Here is a 13,628-nt window from a genome sequence, read left to right as displayed (position 1 = left end):
GTCAGACCTGTGGGCGGTTGTCGGCGACGAGTTCGCCGCCGGAGTAGACGCGTTCGACCAGCTGGACCCCGGGCCGGTAGGCCAGGTGCCGGTAGCTGGGGGCATCGAGGATGACGAGGTCGGCCCGAGCTCCGGCGCCGAGGTGGCCGACGTCGGTGCGCTGCAGGGCGTTGGCTCCACCGGCGGTGACGGCCCACACGGCCTGTTCGACGGTGAAGCGCATATCGCGCACGCCGATGGCGATCGTGAAGGGGATGCTGTTGGAGAATCCTGAGCCCGGGTTGCAGTCCGTGGCGATCGCCAGTCTCACGCCGGCCTCGACGTAGCGGCGAGCGTCGGGGTAGGGCTGGCGGGTGGAGAATTCGATGCTCGGCAGCAGCGTGACGACGGTGCCGGCTGCGGCGAGGACTGCGAGGTCCTCATCGGAGGCGAAGGTCGCATGGTCGACGGACACGCAGCCGAGTTCGGCGCCGAGCTTGAGTGCTCCCCCATCGGTGAGCTGGTTGGCGTGCAGGCGCGGTTTCATGCCCGCGGCCTTGCCGGCTTCGATGATGCGACGCGTCTGGTCTTCGGTGAATGCGCTCTTTTCGCAGAACACGTCGATCCACTTGGCCTGGCCGGTCGCGGCCGGGATGATCTCGTCGATGACGAGGTCGACGTAGGCCTCCGGGTTGTCCTTGAATTCCGGCGGCACCACGTGGGCGGCGATGAGTGTGGACTCCTCGGTGTGCCGGTTGATGATCTGCAGCGCCCGCAGCTCGTCCTTGACGCTGAGCCCGTAGCCGGACTTGACCTCGAAGGTCGTCGTGCCCTGCCGGGTGGCCTGGCTCATGAGGTGGATGAGGTTGGCCTCGAGCTCCTCATCGCTGGCGGCCCGGGTGGCAGCGACGGTCGTGGCGATGCCACCGGCGGAGTACTTCTGTCCGGCCATGCGCGCGGCGAATTCCTCGGACCGGTCACCGGCGAAGATGAGGTGATTGTGGCTGTCGACGAAGCCGGGCAGGACGGCCTTGCCGTCCACGTCGATCGTCTCCAGCTCCACTCCCCCGCTCGCCGAGGTGAGGGTGCCGTTTTCGATGTCATCGTCGTTGACCACCTCGGCGGTGGTGGAATCGGCCTCGCCGAGGTGGTCCTGAAGTGCGGTGTCCGCCTGGGCGGACGGCCCCGACCACAGAATCCGACCGTTGTCGATGAGCACTGCGGCGTCCTCAACGACGTTGAGAGCGCCGAGTGTGTCGAGGTCATTGACGACGAGTTCGCTGATCCCGGTGATGAGCTGCAAGGGGGTGTCCTTCGCGATCGAGAGTAGTTCACTCTCAGTATGGACGCGCGGGCTCACCACTGAAGCGTCAGCGAAGGAATTTGTCCGATATTTCGGACAGTTCGTGATCGGCGACTCACGCCACTGCCTTGGCGCTGTTGATGCATTCGACAAGGGTCAGATATCCGTCCTCGTCGAGGAATCCGAGGTCTCCGGTGTGCAGCCAGCCGTCCTTGATCGTCTCGGCTGTCGCCTCGGGACGGCCGAGGAAGCCGCGCATCACGGTCTGTCCGGAGATGAGCACCTCACCGGTTTCTCCTGCAGGCAGGTGCTGGCCGTTCGGGTTCCGGATGGCCACGGTGATTCCCGGCAGTGCTGTTCCCACGGTTCCCAGACGGCGGGTGCCGTCGTTGCGGTTGAACGTCGCCGCCGAGCATTCCGAGCGACCGTAACCTTCAAGAATGGGCACGTCGAACTTCGCTTCGAAGCGGGTGATCGCGTCAATCGACATCGGGGCGTCCCCACAGATTACGAACCGCAGGGAGGAGGTATCGGCCGTGGGGTCGCTGCCGGATTCCAGGGCCGAGAAGATCGTCGGTGCTGCCGAGAAGTAGGTCGGTCGTTCCTCTTCGACGATGTCCCAGAAGGTTGTCGGATCGAACTCCGGCAGCACGTGGACGCTGCCGCCGAACATGAGGGGTGAGACGGCGCCAGCAAGAATGCCGTGGCCGTCGAAGAGGGGCAGCACGAGGATGCTGCGCGTGCCCTCATCGAAGTCGATCCCGCTGAGGAGCGACCACACCATGGCCGAGACGTTGGAGTGGCTGAGCAGGCAGCCCTTCGGCGGGCCCGTCGCAGCTGAGGTGTAGACGATGAGCGATCCGTCGCCGTCACGGACAGTGAGGTCGCGCAACGGTTCGGCACCGCCGCGGTAGCAGTCGTCGTCGACGGAGAGGAAACTGAGGCTATGGACGTCGGCCACCACCTCGGCGCGGGTGTCGCCGACAAGCATAACGGCGCCCGAGTCATCAAGCTGGAAGCCCACCTCCTCGTCGCTCAGGGCAGGGTCGATCGGGTTGAGCACCGCGCCCAGGGACCAGGTGGCGAACATCGTGACGATGACCCCGCGGGTATTGCACAGCAGCACACCGACCACGGAACCGTAGCCGATGCGGAAGCGGGACCTCATGGCGTGCGCGGTCGCGGCCACTGCAGAGGCGAATTCGGCGTTGTTGTAGCTGCCGCCGGGCCAGCTGAGGCACGGTCCGTCCGGGTTGGAGCGGGCACGGTCGGCGGGGAGCCCCACCAGATCGGCCACGGGGAAGGCTGTGGTCACAGCCGCCTCGGCGGTATTCGAAGTCTGCATAGATCAAGCGTATCCAGGCACGATGGTCAGCACACTGGTCGCGATGTCAAAGCATTCCCCATCCTTGGGTCAAAGCTACAAACAGTCTTTCAGAGCTTTCAACGAAGTCCTCACCACAGCTGACAGATCGCGCTACGATTTTCCTATGGTCGCCTCTCCTTCGTGGACGCCCGGCGACGGGCCAGGTCCCACACCCGCCACCGCCGAGGTGGTGGCACAGCTCTCCCGCATCGCCGCGGAGCTGAGTCCGCGCGTGCCGGAGCTGACTGCGACCGTCTACGACTATCTGGCCACGCGGATCCCCGAGCTCGGGGAGGAGCGCACGCTCCTCGATCTGCTGCGCGCGAGCATCGACGGCAATATCGAAACCATCTTCCATGCGCTCCAGCATGGGATCACTCCGGACAACCTCGAACCACCGGTCGCCGCCTACGAATACGCCAGACGACTGGCCCAACGCGGGATCTCAGTCAACGCCCTGGTCAGGGCCTATCGCCTCGGTCAGCAGCGGCTGCTGCAGACCGCCTACGACTACATCAGCTCCGAGGCCGAGCTTCCGGACGATATGGCATCAGCAGTGTTCCAGCGGCTGGTCGATGAGGTCTCGGAATACATCGACTGGATGTCACAGAAGGTCGCTCTCCTCTACGAACAGGAACGCGAAGCCTGGCTGGCCAACCGCACAACTGCACGCGAATCCCAGGTCAGAGGCATCATCGAAGGCGGGGACATCGACGCAGCGGCGGCCGCGGCAACACTGGGCTACAGTCTCACCGCCCGACACGTGGCGGTCATCGCCTGGACCCACCATTCGGCGCCGGACGCCATCGATGGCCTGGGCAGATTCACCTCCGCCATCAACGCCGCGGCCGCCGCGATGGGCTCTCCACGCTCGGCCCTGATCATCAGTCGCGACCAGGACACCGCCTGGGGATGGATCACGGTGCCCGAAAGCTGGGAGTACGAGGAGTCCCTCCGCGATCGAACTCGGCCGAGCGTCTCCGATGCCGTGCACCTGGCGCTCGGTTCTGCCCACACCGGGGCACAAGGATTTCGACTCTCTCACCAAGAAGCTCTGCGAGTTCAGAACGTGTGCCTTGCCGGACGGACGCCGGTGCCGCTGCGCTCCCACGACGACCCCGGAATGGCTCTCGTCTCACTGCTGTCCACCGACGTCGAGGCAGGCCGGAACTGGGTGCGCTCCGTCCTCGGCCCGCTGGCCGAGGACTCCGAGGCCAATACCCGGCACCGCTCGACGCTGCTGGCCTATATGCTCCACGATCTCAGCTACACGGCCACGGCTGCCGCGATGACGATGCACAAGAACTCGATCCGCTACCGCGTGGAGATGGCCGAGTCGATCCTCGGCACGGACCTGGGATCGAATCGGCTCAACATCGAGGCAGCCCTCTACGCCCACAGCTACATCTTCGAGTCACAAGAACCCGATCCGGACTGAGCTCAGTTCCGGCCTAAGCTGAGGCCCAGGGCCTCACTTCTCGCGGAGATCTCCCTTGAGGATCTTGCCGACGGAGTTCTTCGGCAGGCTCTCGACGATGTAGATCTCGTTCGGGACCTTGAAGCGAGCCAGGCGCGATTCGAGGAATTCGTGCAACTCCTCCACAGTGGTCTCAGCTCCGGAGCGCAGAGCCACATGGGCCACCGGCACCTCGCCGTACTTGTCATCTGGGCTGCCGACGACTGCGGCCTCGGTGACCTGCGGGTGGCCGAAGAGGGCGTCTTCGATCTCCTTGGGGTAGATGTTCTCGCCACCGCGGATGATCATGTCCTTGATCCGGTCGACGAGGACGAGGAATCCCTCGTCGTCGAGGTAGCCGACGTCTCCGGTGTGCAGCCAGCCGTCTCTGAGTGATTCGGCTGTGGCGTCCGGGCGACCGAGGTAGCCGCGCATGACGGTCTTGCCGGACACGACGACCTCACCGGTCTCTCCGGCCTCGACCAGATTGCCCTCTGGGTCCTTGATCCCGACCTTCAGCCCGGGCAGTGCTGTTCCGACGGTGCCGGGGCGGCGGGTGCCGTCATTGCGGTTGAGGGTCGCGGCGACCGAGCATTCGGAGAGGCCGTAGCCTTCGAGCATCGTGACATCGAAACGGTCCTCGAAGCGAGTGATCGCATCGACCGACATCGGGGCGGCGCCGCAGATGACGAACCGCAGTGAGCTCGTGTCGACGTCTCGCTTCGTCATGGCCTCGAGGACCGAGTAGATCGTCGGCACGGCGGAGAAGTATGTGGGGCGCTCGGCCTCGACGACGTCCCAGAAGTTGGTGGGATCGAACTTCGGGATGATGTGGACGCTGCCGCCGGCCATCAACGGGGCGACCGCGCCGGCCAGGAGTCCGTTGCAGTGGAAGAGCGGGAGAACAAGGAGGCTGCGGGCATCTTCGCCGAATTCGAGCCCGTTGAGGATCGACCAGATCATGGCCGAGATGTTCGCCTGGCCCAGCACACAGCCCTTGGGCTTGCCGGTCGTTCCCGAGGTATAGACGATGAGCGAAGTGTCGTCATCAACGACATCGACCGTGCCCACAGGGTCGCCATCGCCGCGGAAGCAGTCGTCGCCTACGGACAGGAAACCGATCTCTCGGGAGCCGGCCAGCGCCTCGGCGCGGGAATCACCGACGATGAGGGAGGTACCGGAGTCATCGACCTGGAAGAGCACCTCGTCGTCTTTGAGCGCCGGGTTGATCGGGGTCAGCGCGGCGCCGAGTGACCAGGTCGCGAACAGCGTCGTGATGACCTCGGGGACGTTGCGCAGCAGCACGCCGACCACGGAGTCGCGGCCGATGCCGTGCTTCGTGCTCATCTCCCGTGCGGTCGCGGCCACTGCCGCGGCGAACTCGGTGTTGTCCATGCGGCCTTCGGGCCAACTCAGGCAGGCACCGTGCGGATTCTTCTGGGCGCGGGTGAAGGGCAGTCCGACCAGCTCGGTGACGGGGAAGGTGAAGTCGTCAGCGGCTCCTCCTCCATTGCTGTGAACCCGTGCGGAAGGTGTGTTCGAAGTCGTCATAACTCAATAGTAACCACGCCTGTGACCTCGTAGACTCGGGCAACCGCCTGCACTGCTCACCGGCAGAACCAGATACCTGTATCACTCTGCAGAACAGTACACAGGCTGCAACCTATGTACTGTTCCGCAGAGTGAAGCGTCGCGGCTCGAGCATGGGACGCCCAGAGATTTGGACGCATCATGAGAAAGGGACCGATCGAAGTTTCAGAGCCCCTCTTTGAAGCTGGGCTATTCAACTTAGATCGATCCCTTTCGAAGGCGCGCTGGCGTGCAGGCGCGCTGGCGAGTCAGCCGCGACTACCCCGCGGCCTACCCGCAGCCGTTACTGCGCGGCGGACTCCTCGTCGCGCTTGTCGAGCTCGGGGATCATCGGAACGCGCATGCCGCGCTCCTCGGCGACCTCGGCGGCGCGGTCGTAGCCGGCGTCGACGTGGCGGATGACGCCCATGCCCGGGTCGTTGGTGAGCAGACGGGCGAGCTTCTTGGCAGCGAGCTCGGTGCCGTCGGCCACGGAGACCTGACCGGCGTGGATGGAGCGGCCGATGCCGACTCCGCCGCCGTGGTGGATGGACACCCAGGTGGCACCCGATGAGGTGTTGACCATGGCGTTGAGCAGCGGCCAGTCGGCCACGGCGTCGGTGCCGTCGAGCATGGATTCGGTCTCACGGTAGGGGCTGGCGACCGAGCCGGAGTCGAGGTGGTCGCGGCCGATGACGATCGGGGCCGAGATCTTGCCTTCGGCGACGAGCTGGTTGAACAGCAGACCGGCCTGCTGACGCTCCTTGTACCCGAGCCAGCAGATGCGTGCCGGCAGGCCTTCGAACTCGACGTACTCGTTGGCGGCATCGAGCCAGGTGTGGAGGTGCTCGTTTTCTGGGAAGAGTTCCTTCAGAGCTTTGTCGGTGACCTCGATGTCCTTGGGATCACCGGACAGGGCGACCCAGCGGAAGGGTCCGAGTCCTTCGCAGAAGAGCGGGCGGATGTAGGCCGGGACGAAGCCGGGGAATTCGAAGGCGCGCTCGTAGCCGGCCTTGCGGGCTTCGTCGCGGATCGAGTTGCCGTAGTCGAAGACCTCGGCCCCGCGGTCCTGGAACTCGACCATGGCACGCACGTGCTTGGCCATGGATTCTTCGGCGCGGATGGTGAACTTCTCCGCGTCCTGTTCGGCCTCGTCGTGCCAGTCATCGACGCTGACGCCGATGGGCAGGTAGGACAGCGGGTCATGCGCCGAGGTCTGATCGGTGACGATGTCGACCTCTGCGGCCTCAGGACGGTCGAGGATCATCGGCAGGATCTCAGCGGCGTTGCCGACGAGTCCCACGGACAGGGCCCGCTTGCTCTTCTTGGCCTCGATGACCTTGGCGAGTGCGGTGTCGAGATCGGTCTCGACCTCGTCGAGGTAGCGCTTGGACTTACGACGGTCCAGGCGGGTCTTGTCGACGTCGATGATGAGGCAGGCGCCGCCGTTGAGCGTCACGGACAGCGGCTGGGCCCCACCCATGCCGCCGCAGCCGCCGGTGATCGTCAGGGTTCCGGCCAAGGTGCCGTTGTAGCGCTTGTCGGCGATGGCGCCGAAGGTCTCATAGGTGCCCTGGAGGATGCCCTGGGTGGCGATGTAGATCCAGGAGCCGGCAGTCATCTGGCCGTACATCATCAGGCCCTCGGCCTCGAGCTCGCGGAAGTGCTCCCAGTTGGCCCAGTCGCCGACGAGGTTGGAGTTGGCGATGAGCACACGAGGTGCCCATTCGTGGGTGCGCATGACACCGACCGGCTTGCCCGACTGAACGAGCAGAGTCTCATCATCCTCGAGGTCATCGAGGGTGCGCACGATCGCGTCGTAGGCCTCCCAGGAGCGAGCCGCACGACCGGTGCCGCCGTAGACGACGAGGTCTTCGGGACGTTCGGCAACCTCGGGGTCGAGGTTGTTCATGAGCATGCGCTTGGGTGCTTCGGTCTGCCAGCTCTTGGCGGTGATCTCGGTGCCGCGATCGGCGCGGATCACGCGTGAGGGATCGTGCTGGGTGAAGCCGGGCTTCGTGGTCATGTGACTCTCCTTGTCATCGTGTCCGGCAGAGCGGAATGGTTCCGGGGGTTCGGCTGTGCGGAGATTGATTCCCCAGAGCCGTTGTCGTCCCTGACTACACAATCCATTCTGACGGCTGGCGAGATTTGCGAAAGTGGTCTGGATCAAGTTCCGTCCGAAATATCAGACACCCTCGCCGAGGTGGGGCTCGAGCATCCGTGCCACCTCGCAGTCGTCGATGCCACCTCCCCATCCATTTATGCCACCTACTTCTCAATCGAGACGATATCGATTCTGTAAGTAATGATGAAAAGGGCATAGTGTGACGAGTGAAACACCGAATCTCCGAGCATCAGAGAAGAGGAACGACGATGTTCACTGCCCCCACCGCGGTCGTCGCGGGCACCGAGTCCCAGGACCTTCTGACCACCCGCACCCGGGCTCAGAACTGGCGCTCCAAGGAGATCGGAATCCCCGACCGCGACCTCACCGACCAGGCACTGACCGATCTCGCGACGACGGCAGCCAAGCTCGGCGAACATCCCTTCGAACGCACCGTCGCGGCGATCCAAGCCAGCCGCAGCGGTGATTACCCGGTCATCCCCGACATCACCTCAGCTGCCGAGGTCCTGCGCGAATTCCTCCGCGCGGGCCGCATCGACGGCTGGCTCTACGTGCGCGAATCCGATGGTTACGTCCACCCGTACCTCGTGATGACCATCGCGGTCGAACACGGCGACAAGACCCGCGGACCCCGCGTGAAGCTGACCCTCGAGGCCGACAATCCGACGGTCAAGCGCCCCTCCCGAGTCCCCCGCGTCCTCTATTTCGAAGACACCGAGATCGTCGGCAAGACCCCCGAAGAGGCACTGACCGCGGCCGGAGCCTTCCGCGAGAATCAGTCACTCAAGGACGAATACTCGACTCGCCTGGCCGAGTTCAAGGAGATCATCGACCACGGCTTCGGCTCCCAGTACATCTTCACCGGGCGCGCGATCCGCACCGACGACCACCGCGCTGCCAATCGTCGTGCCGGACGCAAGGTCGTCAACGACGTCGCCCCCGATGAGATCGCCGGGTTGCGCGGATCCACCCCCGCCGTCCTCTTCGACGAAGACGAACTGGGAACGATTCCGCTGCTCACCGCCGTGCGCGTCTTCGACCTCGGCGCCCAGGACTACCTCGACGTCAATACCGGCAACCTCGATGCCTACGCCTACGACCCGAGCCTGCAGGACAAGCTGGTCCTCCCCGACGAACAGCGCGAACTGCTCACCATTCTCACCTCGGACATCGGCGTCTTCACCGGCGACATCATCAACGGCAAGTCCGCCGGCAACGTCATCCTCGCCAAGGGTCGCCCCGGAGTCGGCAAGACCCTGACCGCCGAGGTGTATGCCGAGGTCATCGGCAAACCGCTGTACTCGATCCACTCCGGATCGCTGGGCATCACGCCCGAGGCCGTGCGGAAGAACCTCGAGGTCATCTTCGACCGGGCCAAGCGCTGGGATGCCGTACTCCTCCTCGACGAGGCCGATGTCTTCGTCCTCGAACGCGGCCTCGACCTCGTCCAGAACGCGATCGTCGCAGAGTTCCTGCGCACCCTCGAATACTTCGACGGGCTCCTCTTCCTCACGACGAACCGGATGAACGGAGTCGACGAGGCGATCCTCGCTCGCTGTGCCGCCGTCATCGAATACCACGCCCCGAGTCCCGAGGATGCCCGTCAGATCTGGCAGATCATGGCCCGCGGCAACGACATCGAGCTCAACGCGGACCTGCTTAACCGCCTGGTCCATGACTTCGTCGACATCACCGCCCGTGACATCAAGATGGTGCTGCGCCTGGCACTGCGCATCGCCGCCCACCGCGGTGCCGCTCTGAACTTCGCCGACTTCGTCCACGCCGCGCACTTCCGCGGAATCCACACGGTGGACGAAGAATCGGCACACCTGACGGGTGCCTCGCAATGATGCTCGAGACCCGCCAGCTGCAGTACTTCGCCACCGTGGCCGAGGAACGCCACTTCGGCAAGGCTGCGGAACGCCTCAAGCTGGCTCAGCCCTATCTCTCCCAGCAGATCCGCAAACTCGAGCGACAGCTGGGCACCACCCTGCTCAACCGGACCACCCGCACCGTCGCCCTGACCTCGGCGGGAAGCCACCTCCTCGAGCAGGCCCGGCGGGTCCTGTCCGAACTCGACACTCTCGGCACCGAGGTCCAACTCATCGGCGCGGGGCTCAAGGGTCCCTTGCGCTTGGGCTTCACCGGTTCGACGACCTACGGGGTGATGCCGCAGGTCGTGCGCCGCGCAGCCATGGCCGCACCCAATCTGCAGCTGGGTGTCAGCGGAGAGATGACCACGCCTCGGCTCGTCTCCCAGCTGCTCGAGCGCAGCATCGACATCGCGCTCCTGCGCTACGGTTCCCCGATGAAGGGACTGAGCTACCAGGTGCTCGGAGATGAGACCTGCATCCTGGCGGTGCCGACCGGCTCCCCGCTGGACGACCTCGAGTCGATCACAGCCGCAGAGCTGGCCGAGACAGCCTTGGTCGGCTACCCGGAGAACTCCGTGGTCTCGGCCGTCACGACGGGGTTCCTCTCCGAGCAGTCGGCGTCCCCCGACTATTCGATCCGCGCCTCGGAGACGTCGACTCTGATGTCGCTGGTCGCCGCCGGGCTGGGGCCGGCCATCGTCCCCCGCACGGCCACGGCCTTGGAGATCCCCGGCGTCCACTTCCGTGAGATCACCGAGGCACCTCGAACAGAGCTCGCCCTGGCGTGGCGCACGAACGAAGAAACCCAGACCGTGACTCGAATGGCCCGGATCATCACCGAGGTGGTCTCCGACGTCATCGACGAAACAGCAACCGATCCGGCCGCATCACCTGCCGAACCGAAGGAGCACACATCGTGAAGATCACCCACCTGGAGACGGTGCCCTACCGGATCCCGATGAAGAAGCCGCTGAAGTTCGCCAGCGGCGCGGTCCACCACATCGAACACGTGCTGCTGCGCCTCCACACCGACGACGGCCTCGTCGGCACTGCGGACATTCCGCCCCGCCCCTACACATACGGGGAGACCGTTGAGTCTGTCATCGCCGTCATCAACACGGTCTTCTCCGATGCACTCATCGGCGCTGATCCCCTCATCGCGCGACGATCCATTCCAAACTGCATCGCACGATCGGAAACCAGACGGCCAAGGGCGGCGTCGACATCGCCCTCTGGGACCTCATCGGCCAGGCGTATTCGACCCCTGTTCACCGCCTCCTCGGCGGGTTCGCCTCCTCCTTGGAGGTCTCGCATATGCTCGGCTTCTCACCCACCCAGGCGGTCGTCGACGAGGCACTGTCATTCACGGAGACCTACGGTGTCCGCTCGTTTAAGATCAAGGTCGGCCGCCGGCCTGTCTCTCTCGACGTCGAGCTCGTCGCCGCCCTGCGTGAAGCGCTGGGGCCTGACGCCCTGCTCTACCTCGATGCGAACCGTGGCTGGAACGCCACCGAGGCTGCCCAGGTGCTCACGGCCACAGCCGAGCTCGACCTCCGGTTCTTCGAAGAACCCAATGATGCCGCCGAGGTGCTCACCCGCCGTCAGCTTGTGACGAAATCACCGATTCCGATCGTCGCCGACGAATCGGCGCCCAACCTCGGCGATGCCGCTCGCGAGATCCAGACCGGCGGAGCCAACGCCCTGTCGATCAAGACCGCGCGGACCGGCTTCACGGAGTCGCAGAAGATCCTGTCCTATGCCGAGGCCCTCGGGCTCGACGTGCTCATGGGCAATCAGATCGACACGCAGCTGGGCAGCATCGCCACGGTGACCTTCGGTGCGGCGTTCGAGCACTCCTCTCGGTACCCGGGCGAGATGTCGAACTTCCTCGACATGGCCGATGATCTCATCGCCTCCCCGCTGGAGATCAAGGACGGGCACATCCACGCCCCCACCGTTCCCGGCGTCGGCAATGCCGTCGACGAGGACAAGCTGACCCACTACCGCATCGACCGCTGACCACCCCCACAAACCTGACGTACACAACATCAACAAAGGAGTAGACATGTCAGAGAACAGTTTCCAGACTGAGACCACCGCCAAGGCTGCGGACTCGGGCGCCAATGCCTCCGCCCGCTTCCGCGAACGCCAGTCTCAGGCCGGCGGCGGAGTCGTCGACCACGAGCGCGTGGCGCTTCTGGCCGGCAAGGCTGTCAAGGCGCTGACCGACATCGTCGAAGAGGAGCAGGTCAGCTACGAGGAGTACAACGCCCTCAAGGCGTGGCTGATCAAGGTCGGCGAAGACGGCGAGTGGCCGCTCTTCCTCGACGTGTGGATCGAGCACGCAGTTGAAGAGGTCGCCAACCAGGACCGTGAGGGAACGAAGGGCACCATCGAGGGACCCTACTACCTCGACGGATCGCCTGAGGTCGAGTGGAACGGCACCATCGACATGCGCCCCGACGAACCGGGCACCCCGTTCATGTTCAAGGGCCAGGTCACCTCGACCACCGGTGAACCCATCCCCGGAGCCAAGCTCGAGCTGTGGCACGCCGACAACCTGGGCTTCTACTCGCAGTTCGCCCCGGGCCTGCCCGAGTGGAACCTGCGTGGAACCTTCGTCGCCAACGAAGACGGAGAGTACGAGATCCACACGATCCGCCCTGCGCCCTACCAGATCCCCACAGAGGGTGCCTGCGGCCAGCTCATTGAGGCTGCCGGGTGGCACGCCTGGCGTCCGGCGCACCTGCACTTCAAGGTGCACGCTCCCGGTCACAAGCTCATCACCTCGCAGCTCTACTTCCCCGGCGATCCGCACAACGATGACGACATCGCCTCGGCGGTCAAGCCCGAGCTGCTGCTCGAGCCGAAGGACAACCCGGATGCCGAAGGTGAGATGACGATCTACAACTTCGTCCTCGATCCCGAAGGCTGAGCAGAACTCGTAAACTGAGCTGACTCAGTCACAGAGCAACGCGGAGGGCGTCACGGCAATTGCCGTGACGCCCTCGCTCATTCACACCCATCGCTGCCTCACACCGGCGGCACGTCACCGGACAGGTGGACGGCGGCGAGTTCGGTGCGCGACCGGATCCCGAACTTCCCGTAGATGTGCGTGAGGTGGTACTGCACGGTCTTCTCTGCGATGAAGAGCTTCCGCGAGACCTCTGCGTTGGTCATTCCCTGCACCACGAGGTCGGCCACGGACCTCTCCTGTGGGGTCAGCGGCACGTAGCCGCCTGAGTCGGTGGAATTCTTCGCCGAGGTGCGTGTGGCCTCGGACTCCGACATCCCGCGCCAGGACATGCCGGTGGCGCGCAGCTCCTGGTCGCAGCGTTTGACGAGGACCGTGGCGCCCACGCCTTCGTAGAATTCGCGGGCTCTGACCAGGCTCTCCACGGCGTCGCGACGACGATTGGCCCGGCGCAGCATCTGCCCGCGGCTGAGCAGCACCCGCGCGGCTGCAGTGTCCTGCTGTCCGTCGGTGAAGAGTTCGAGCGCTTGGGAGAAGCTCTCCTCCGCGGCTGGAATGTCGCCGCTGTCCTGGCTGATCCGCGCCGAGGCGACCGCGGCCAATGCGCGCACATGGGACCTGGATTCATGGGTGTTGGCCACGAAGTCGTCCGACATCTGCCGGGCCTGGTCCGAGTGGCCGAGGATGATGAGGGCATCGACGACTTCGGCGGCCCAAGGCCAGAACGAGTTCCGCTCCTGAGTCCAGGGGTCTACGTCCAGCAGCGCCCGCAAGGCAGCGGCACGTCCGTCGTGATCGCCCCTGACATCGGCGGCCACGGCCCGGACCATCCTGGCCGGAACCTGCATCGCCAGGTAGTCGCTGAGGATGGCTCCGCTGTCGGCTCGCCGCATCACCTCGTCGACGGGATGGCCGCGCCAGAGTTTGATCTCGGCCGCGGTCCAGTTCAGCAGCGGTGCCACGAGCGTGATGTTGGCGT

General features: G+C 65.0%; 10 protein-coding genes and 2 pseudogenes. 7 read left to right on the top strand and 5 right to left on the bottom strand.

Annotation, left to right across the window (positions count from 1 at the left end):
- Position 1 precedes the first annotated feature (1 nt).
- Together hutI and PGC08_RS01920 are read right to left on the bottom strand one after the other, a co-directional pair.
- Positions 2 to 1,282: an imidazolonepropionase gene (gene hutI / locus PGC08_RS01925; protein ID WP_271709382.1), complete on the bottom strand. Its 1,281-nt coding sequence runs from the start codon at positions 1,280 to 1,282 to the stop codon at positions 2 to 4.
- Positions 1,283 to 1,397: 115 nt separating this feature from the next.
- On the bottom strand, positions 1,398 to 2,627 hold the full coding sequence (locus PGC08_RS01920) for a class I adenylate-forming enzyme family protein (RefSeq protein ID WP_271709381.1): 1,230 nt from the start codon (positions 2,625 to 2,627) through the stop codon (positions 1,398 to 1,400).
- A gap of 145 nt (positions 2,628 to 2,772) precedes the next feature.
- On the opposite strand from PGC08_RS01920, the gene PGC08_RS01915 reads away from it, so the two are divergent.
- Complete coding sequence (locus PGC08_RS01915) at positions 2,773 to 4,086, top strand: PucR family transcriptional regulator (protein ID WP_271709380.1); 1,314 nt, start codon at positions 2,773 to 2,775, stop codon at positions 4,084 to 4,086.
- Positions 4,087 to 4,119: 33 nt separating this feature from the next.
- Here PGC08_RS01915 and PGC08_RS01910 read toward each other — a convergent pair whose 3' ends face one another.
- Positions 4,120 to 5,655, bottom strand: a complete 1,536-nt coding sequence (locus PGC08_RS01910) for a class I adenylate-forming enzyme family protein (protein WP_271709379.1) — start codon at positions 5,653 to 5,655, stop codon at positions 4,120 to 4,122.
- 322 nt (positions 5,656 to 5,977) lie between these two features.
- Positions 5,978 to 7,699: a urocanate hydratase gene (gene hutU, locus PGC08_RS01905; RefSeq protein ID WP_271709378.1), complete on the bottom strand. Its 1,722-nt coding sequence runs from the start codon at positions 7,697 to 7,699 to the stop codon at positions 5,978 to 5,980.
- A gap of 350 nt (positions 7,700 to 8,049) precedes the next feature.
- On the opposite strand from hutU, the gene PGC08_RS01900 reads away from it, so the two are divergent.
- The 6 genes and pseudogenes from PGC08_RS01900 (at position 8,050) to catA (ending at position 12,610) form a co-directional block, all read left to right on the top strand.
- Complete coding sequence (locus PGC08_RS01900) at positions 8,050 to 9,651, top strand: ATP-binding protein (RefSeq protein ID WP_271709377.1); 1,602 nt, start codon at positions 8,050 to 8,052, stop codon at positions 9,649 to 9,651.
- Positions 9,648 to 10,595: a LysR family transcriptional regulator gene (locus tag PGC08_RS01895; protein WP_101639335.1), complete on the top strand. Its 948-nt coding sequence runs from the start codon at positions 9,648 to 9,650 to the stop codon at positions 10,593 to 10,595. Before PGC08_RS01900 ends, PGC08_RS01895 begins: the two co-directional genes overlap by 4 nt.
- 38 nt (positions 10,596 to 10,633) lie before the next feature.
- Positions 10,634 to 10,768 (top strand): annotated as a pseudogene (locus PGC08_RS19395) (enolase); the annotation flags it as partial.
- A 74-nt stretch (positions 10,769 to 10,842) separates the two neighbouring features.
- Positions 10,843 to 10,911 (top strand): annotated as a pseudogene (locus PGC08_RS19390) (hypothetical protein); the annotation flags it as partial.
- A gap of 78 nt (positions 10,912 to 10,989) precedes the next feature.
- Complete coding sequence (locus PGC08_RS19385; protein WP_333937535.1) at positions 10,990 to 11,694, top strand: enolase C-terminal domain-like protein; 705 nt, start codon at positions 10,990 to 10,992, stop codon at positions 11,692 to 11,694.
- Between the two features lie 46 nt (positions 11,695 to 11,740).
- Positions 11,741 to 12,610 (top strand): catechol 1,2-dioxygenase, encoded by an 870-nt coding sequence (gene catA / locus PGC08_RS01885; RefSeq protein ID WP_101639333.1) that lies wholly within the window; start codon positions 11,741 to 11,743, stop codon positions 12,608 to 12,610.
- A gap of 98 nt (positions 12,611 to 12,708) precedes the next feature.
- On the opposite strand, the gene PGC08_RS01880 is transcribed toward catA, so the two are convergent.
- Positions 12,709 to 13,611, bottom strand: coding sequence for a LuxR family transcriptional regulator (locus PGC08_RS01880; RefSeq protein WP_258771807.1), 903 nt, complete (start codon positions 13,609 to 13,611; stop codon positions 12,709 to 12,711).
- Positions 13,612 to 13,628 lie beyond the last annotated feature (17 nt).

This window comes from Brevibacterium sp. BDJS002 (genome assembly GCF_028201555.1).
GTDB classification, from domain to species: domain Bacteria; phylum Actinomycetota; class Actinomycetes; order Actinomycetales; family Brevibacteriaceae; genus Brevibacterium; species Brevibacterium aurantiacum.
The sequence above is the reverse complement of the archived record's forward strand: the minus strand, read 5'-3'. Positions and strand labels throughout refer to the sequence as shown.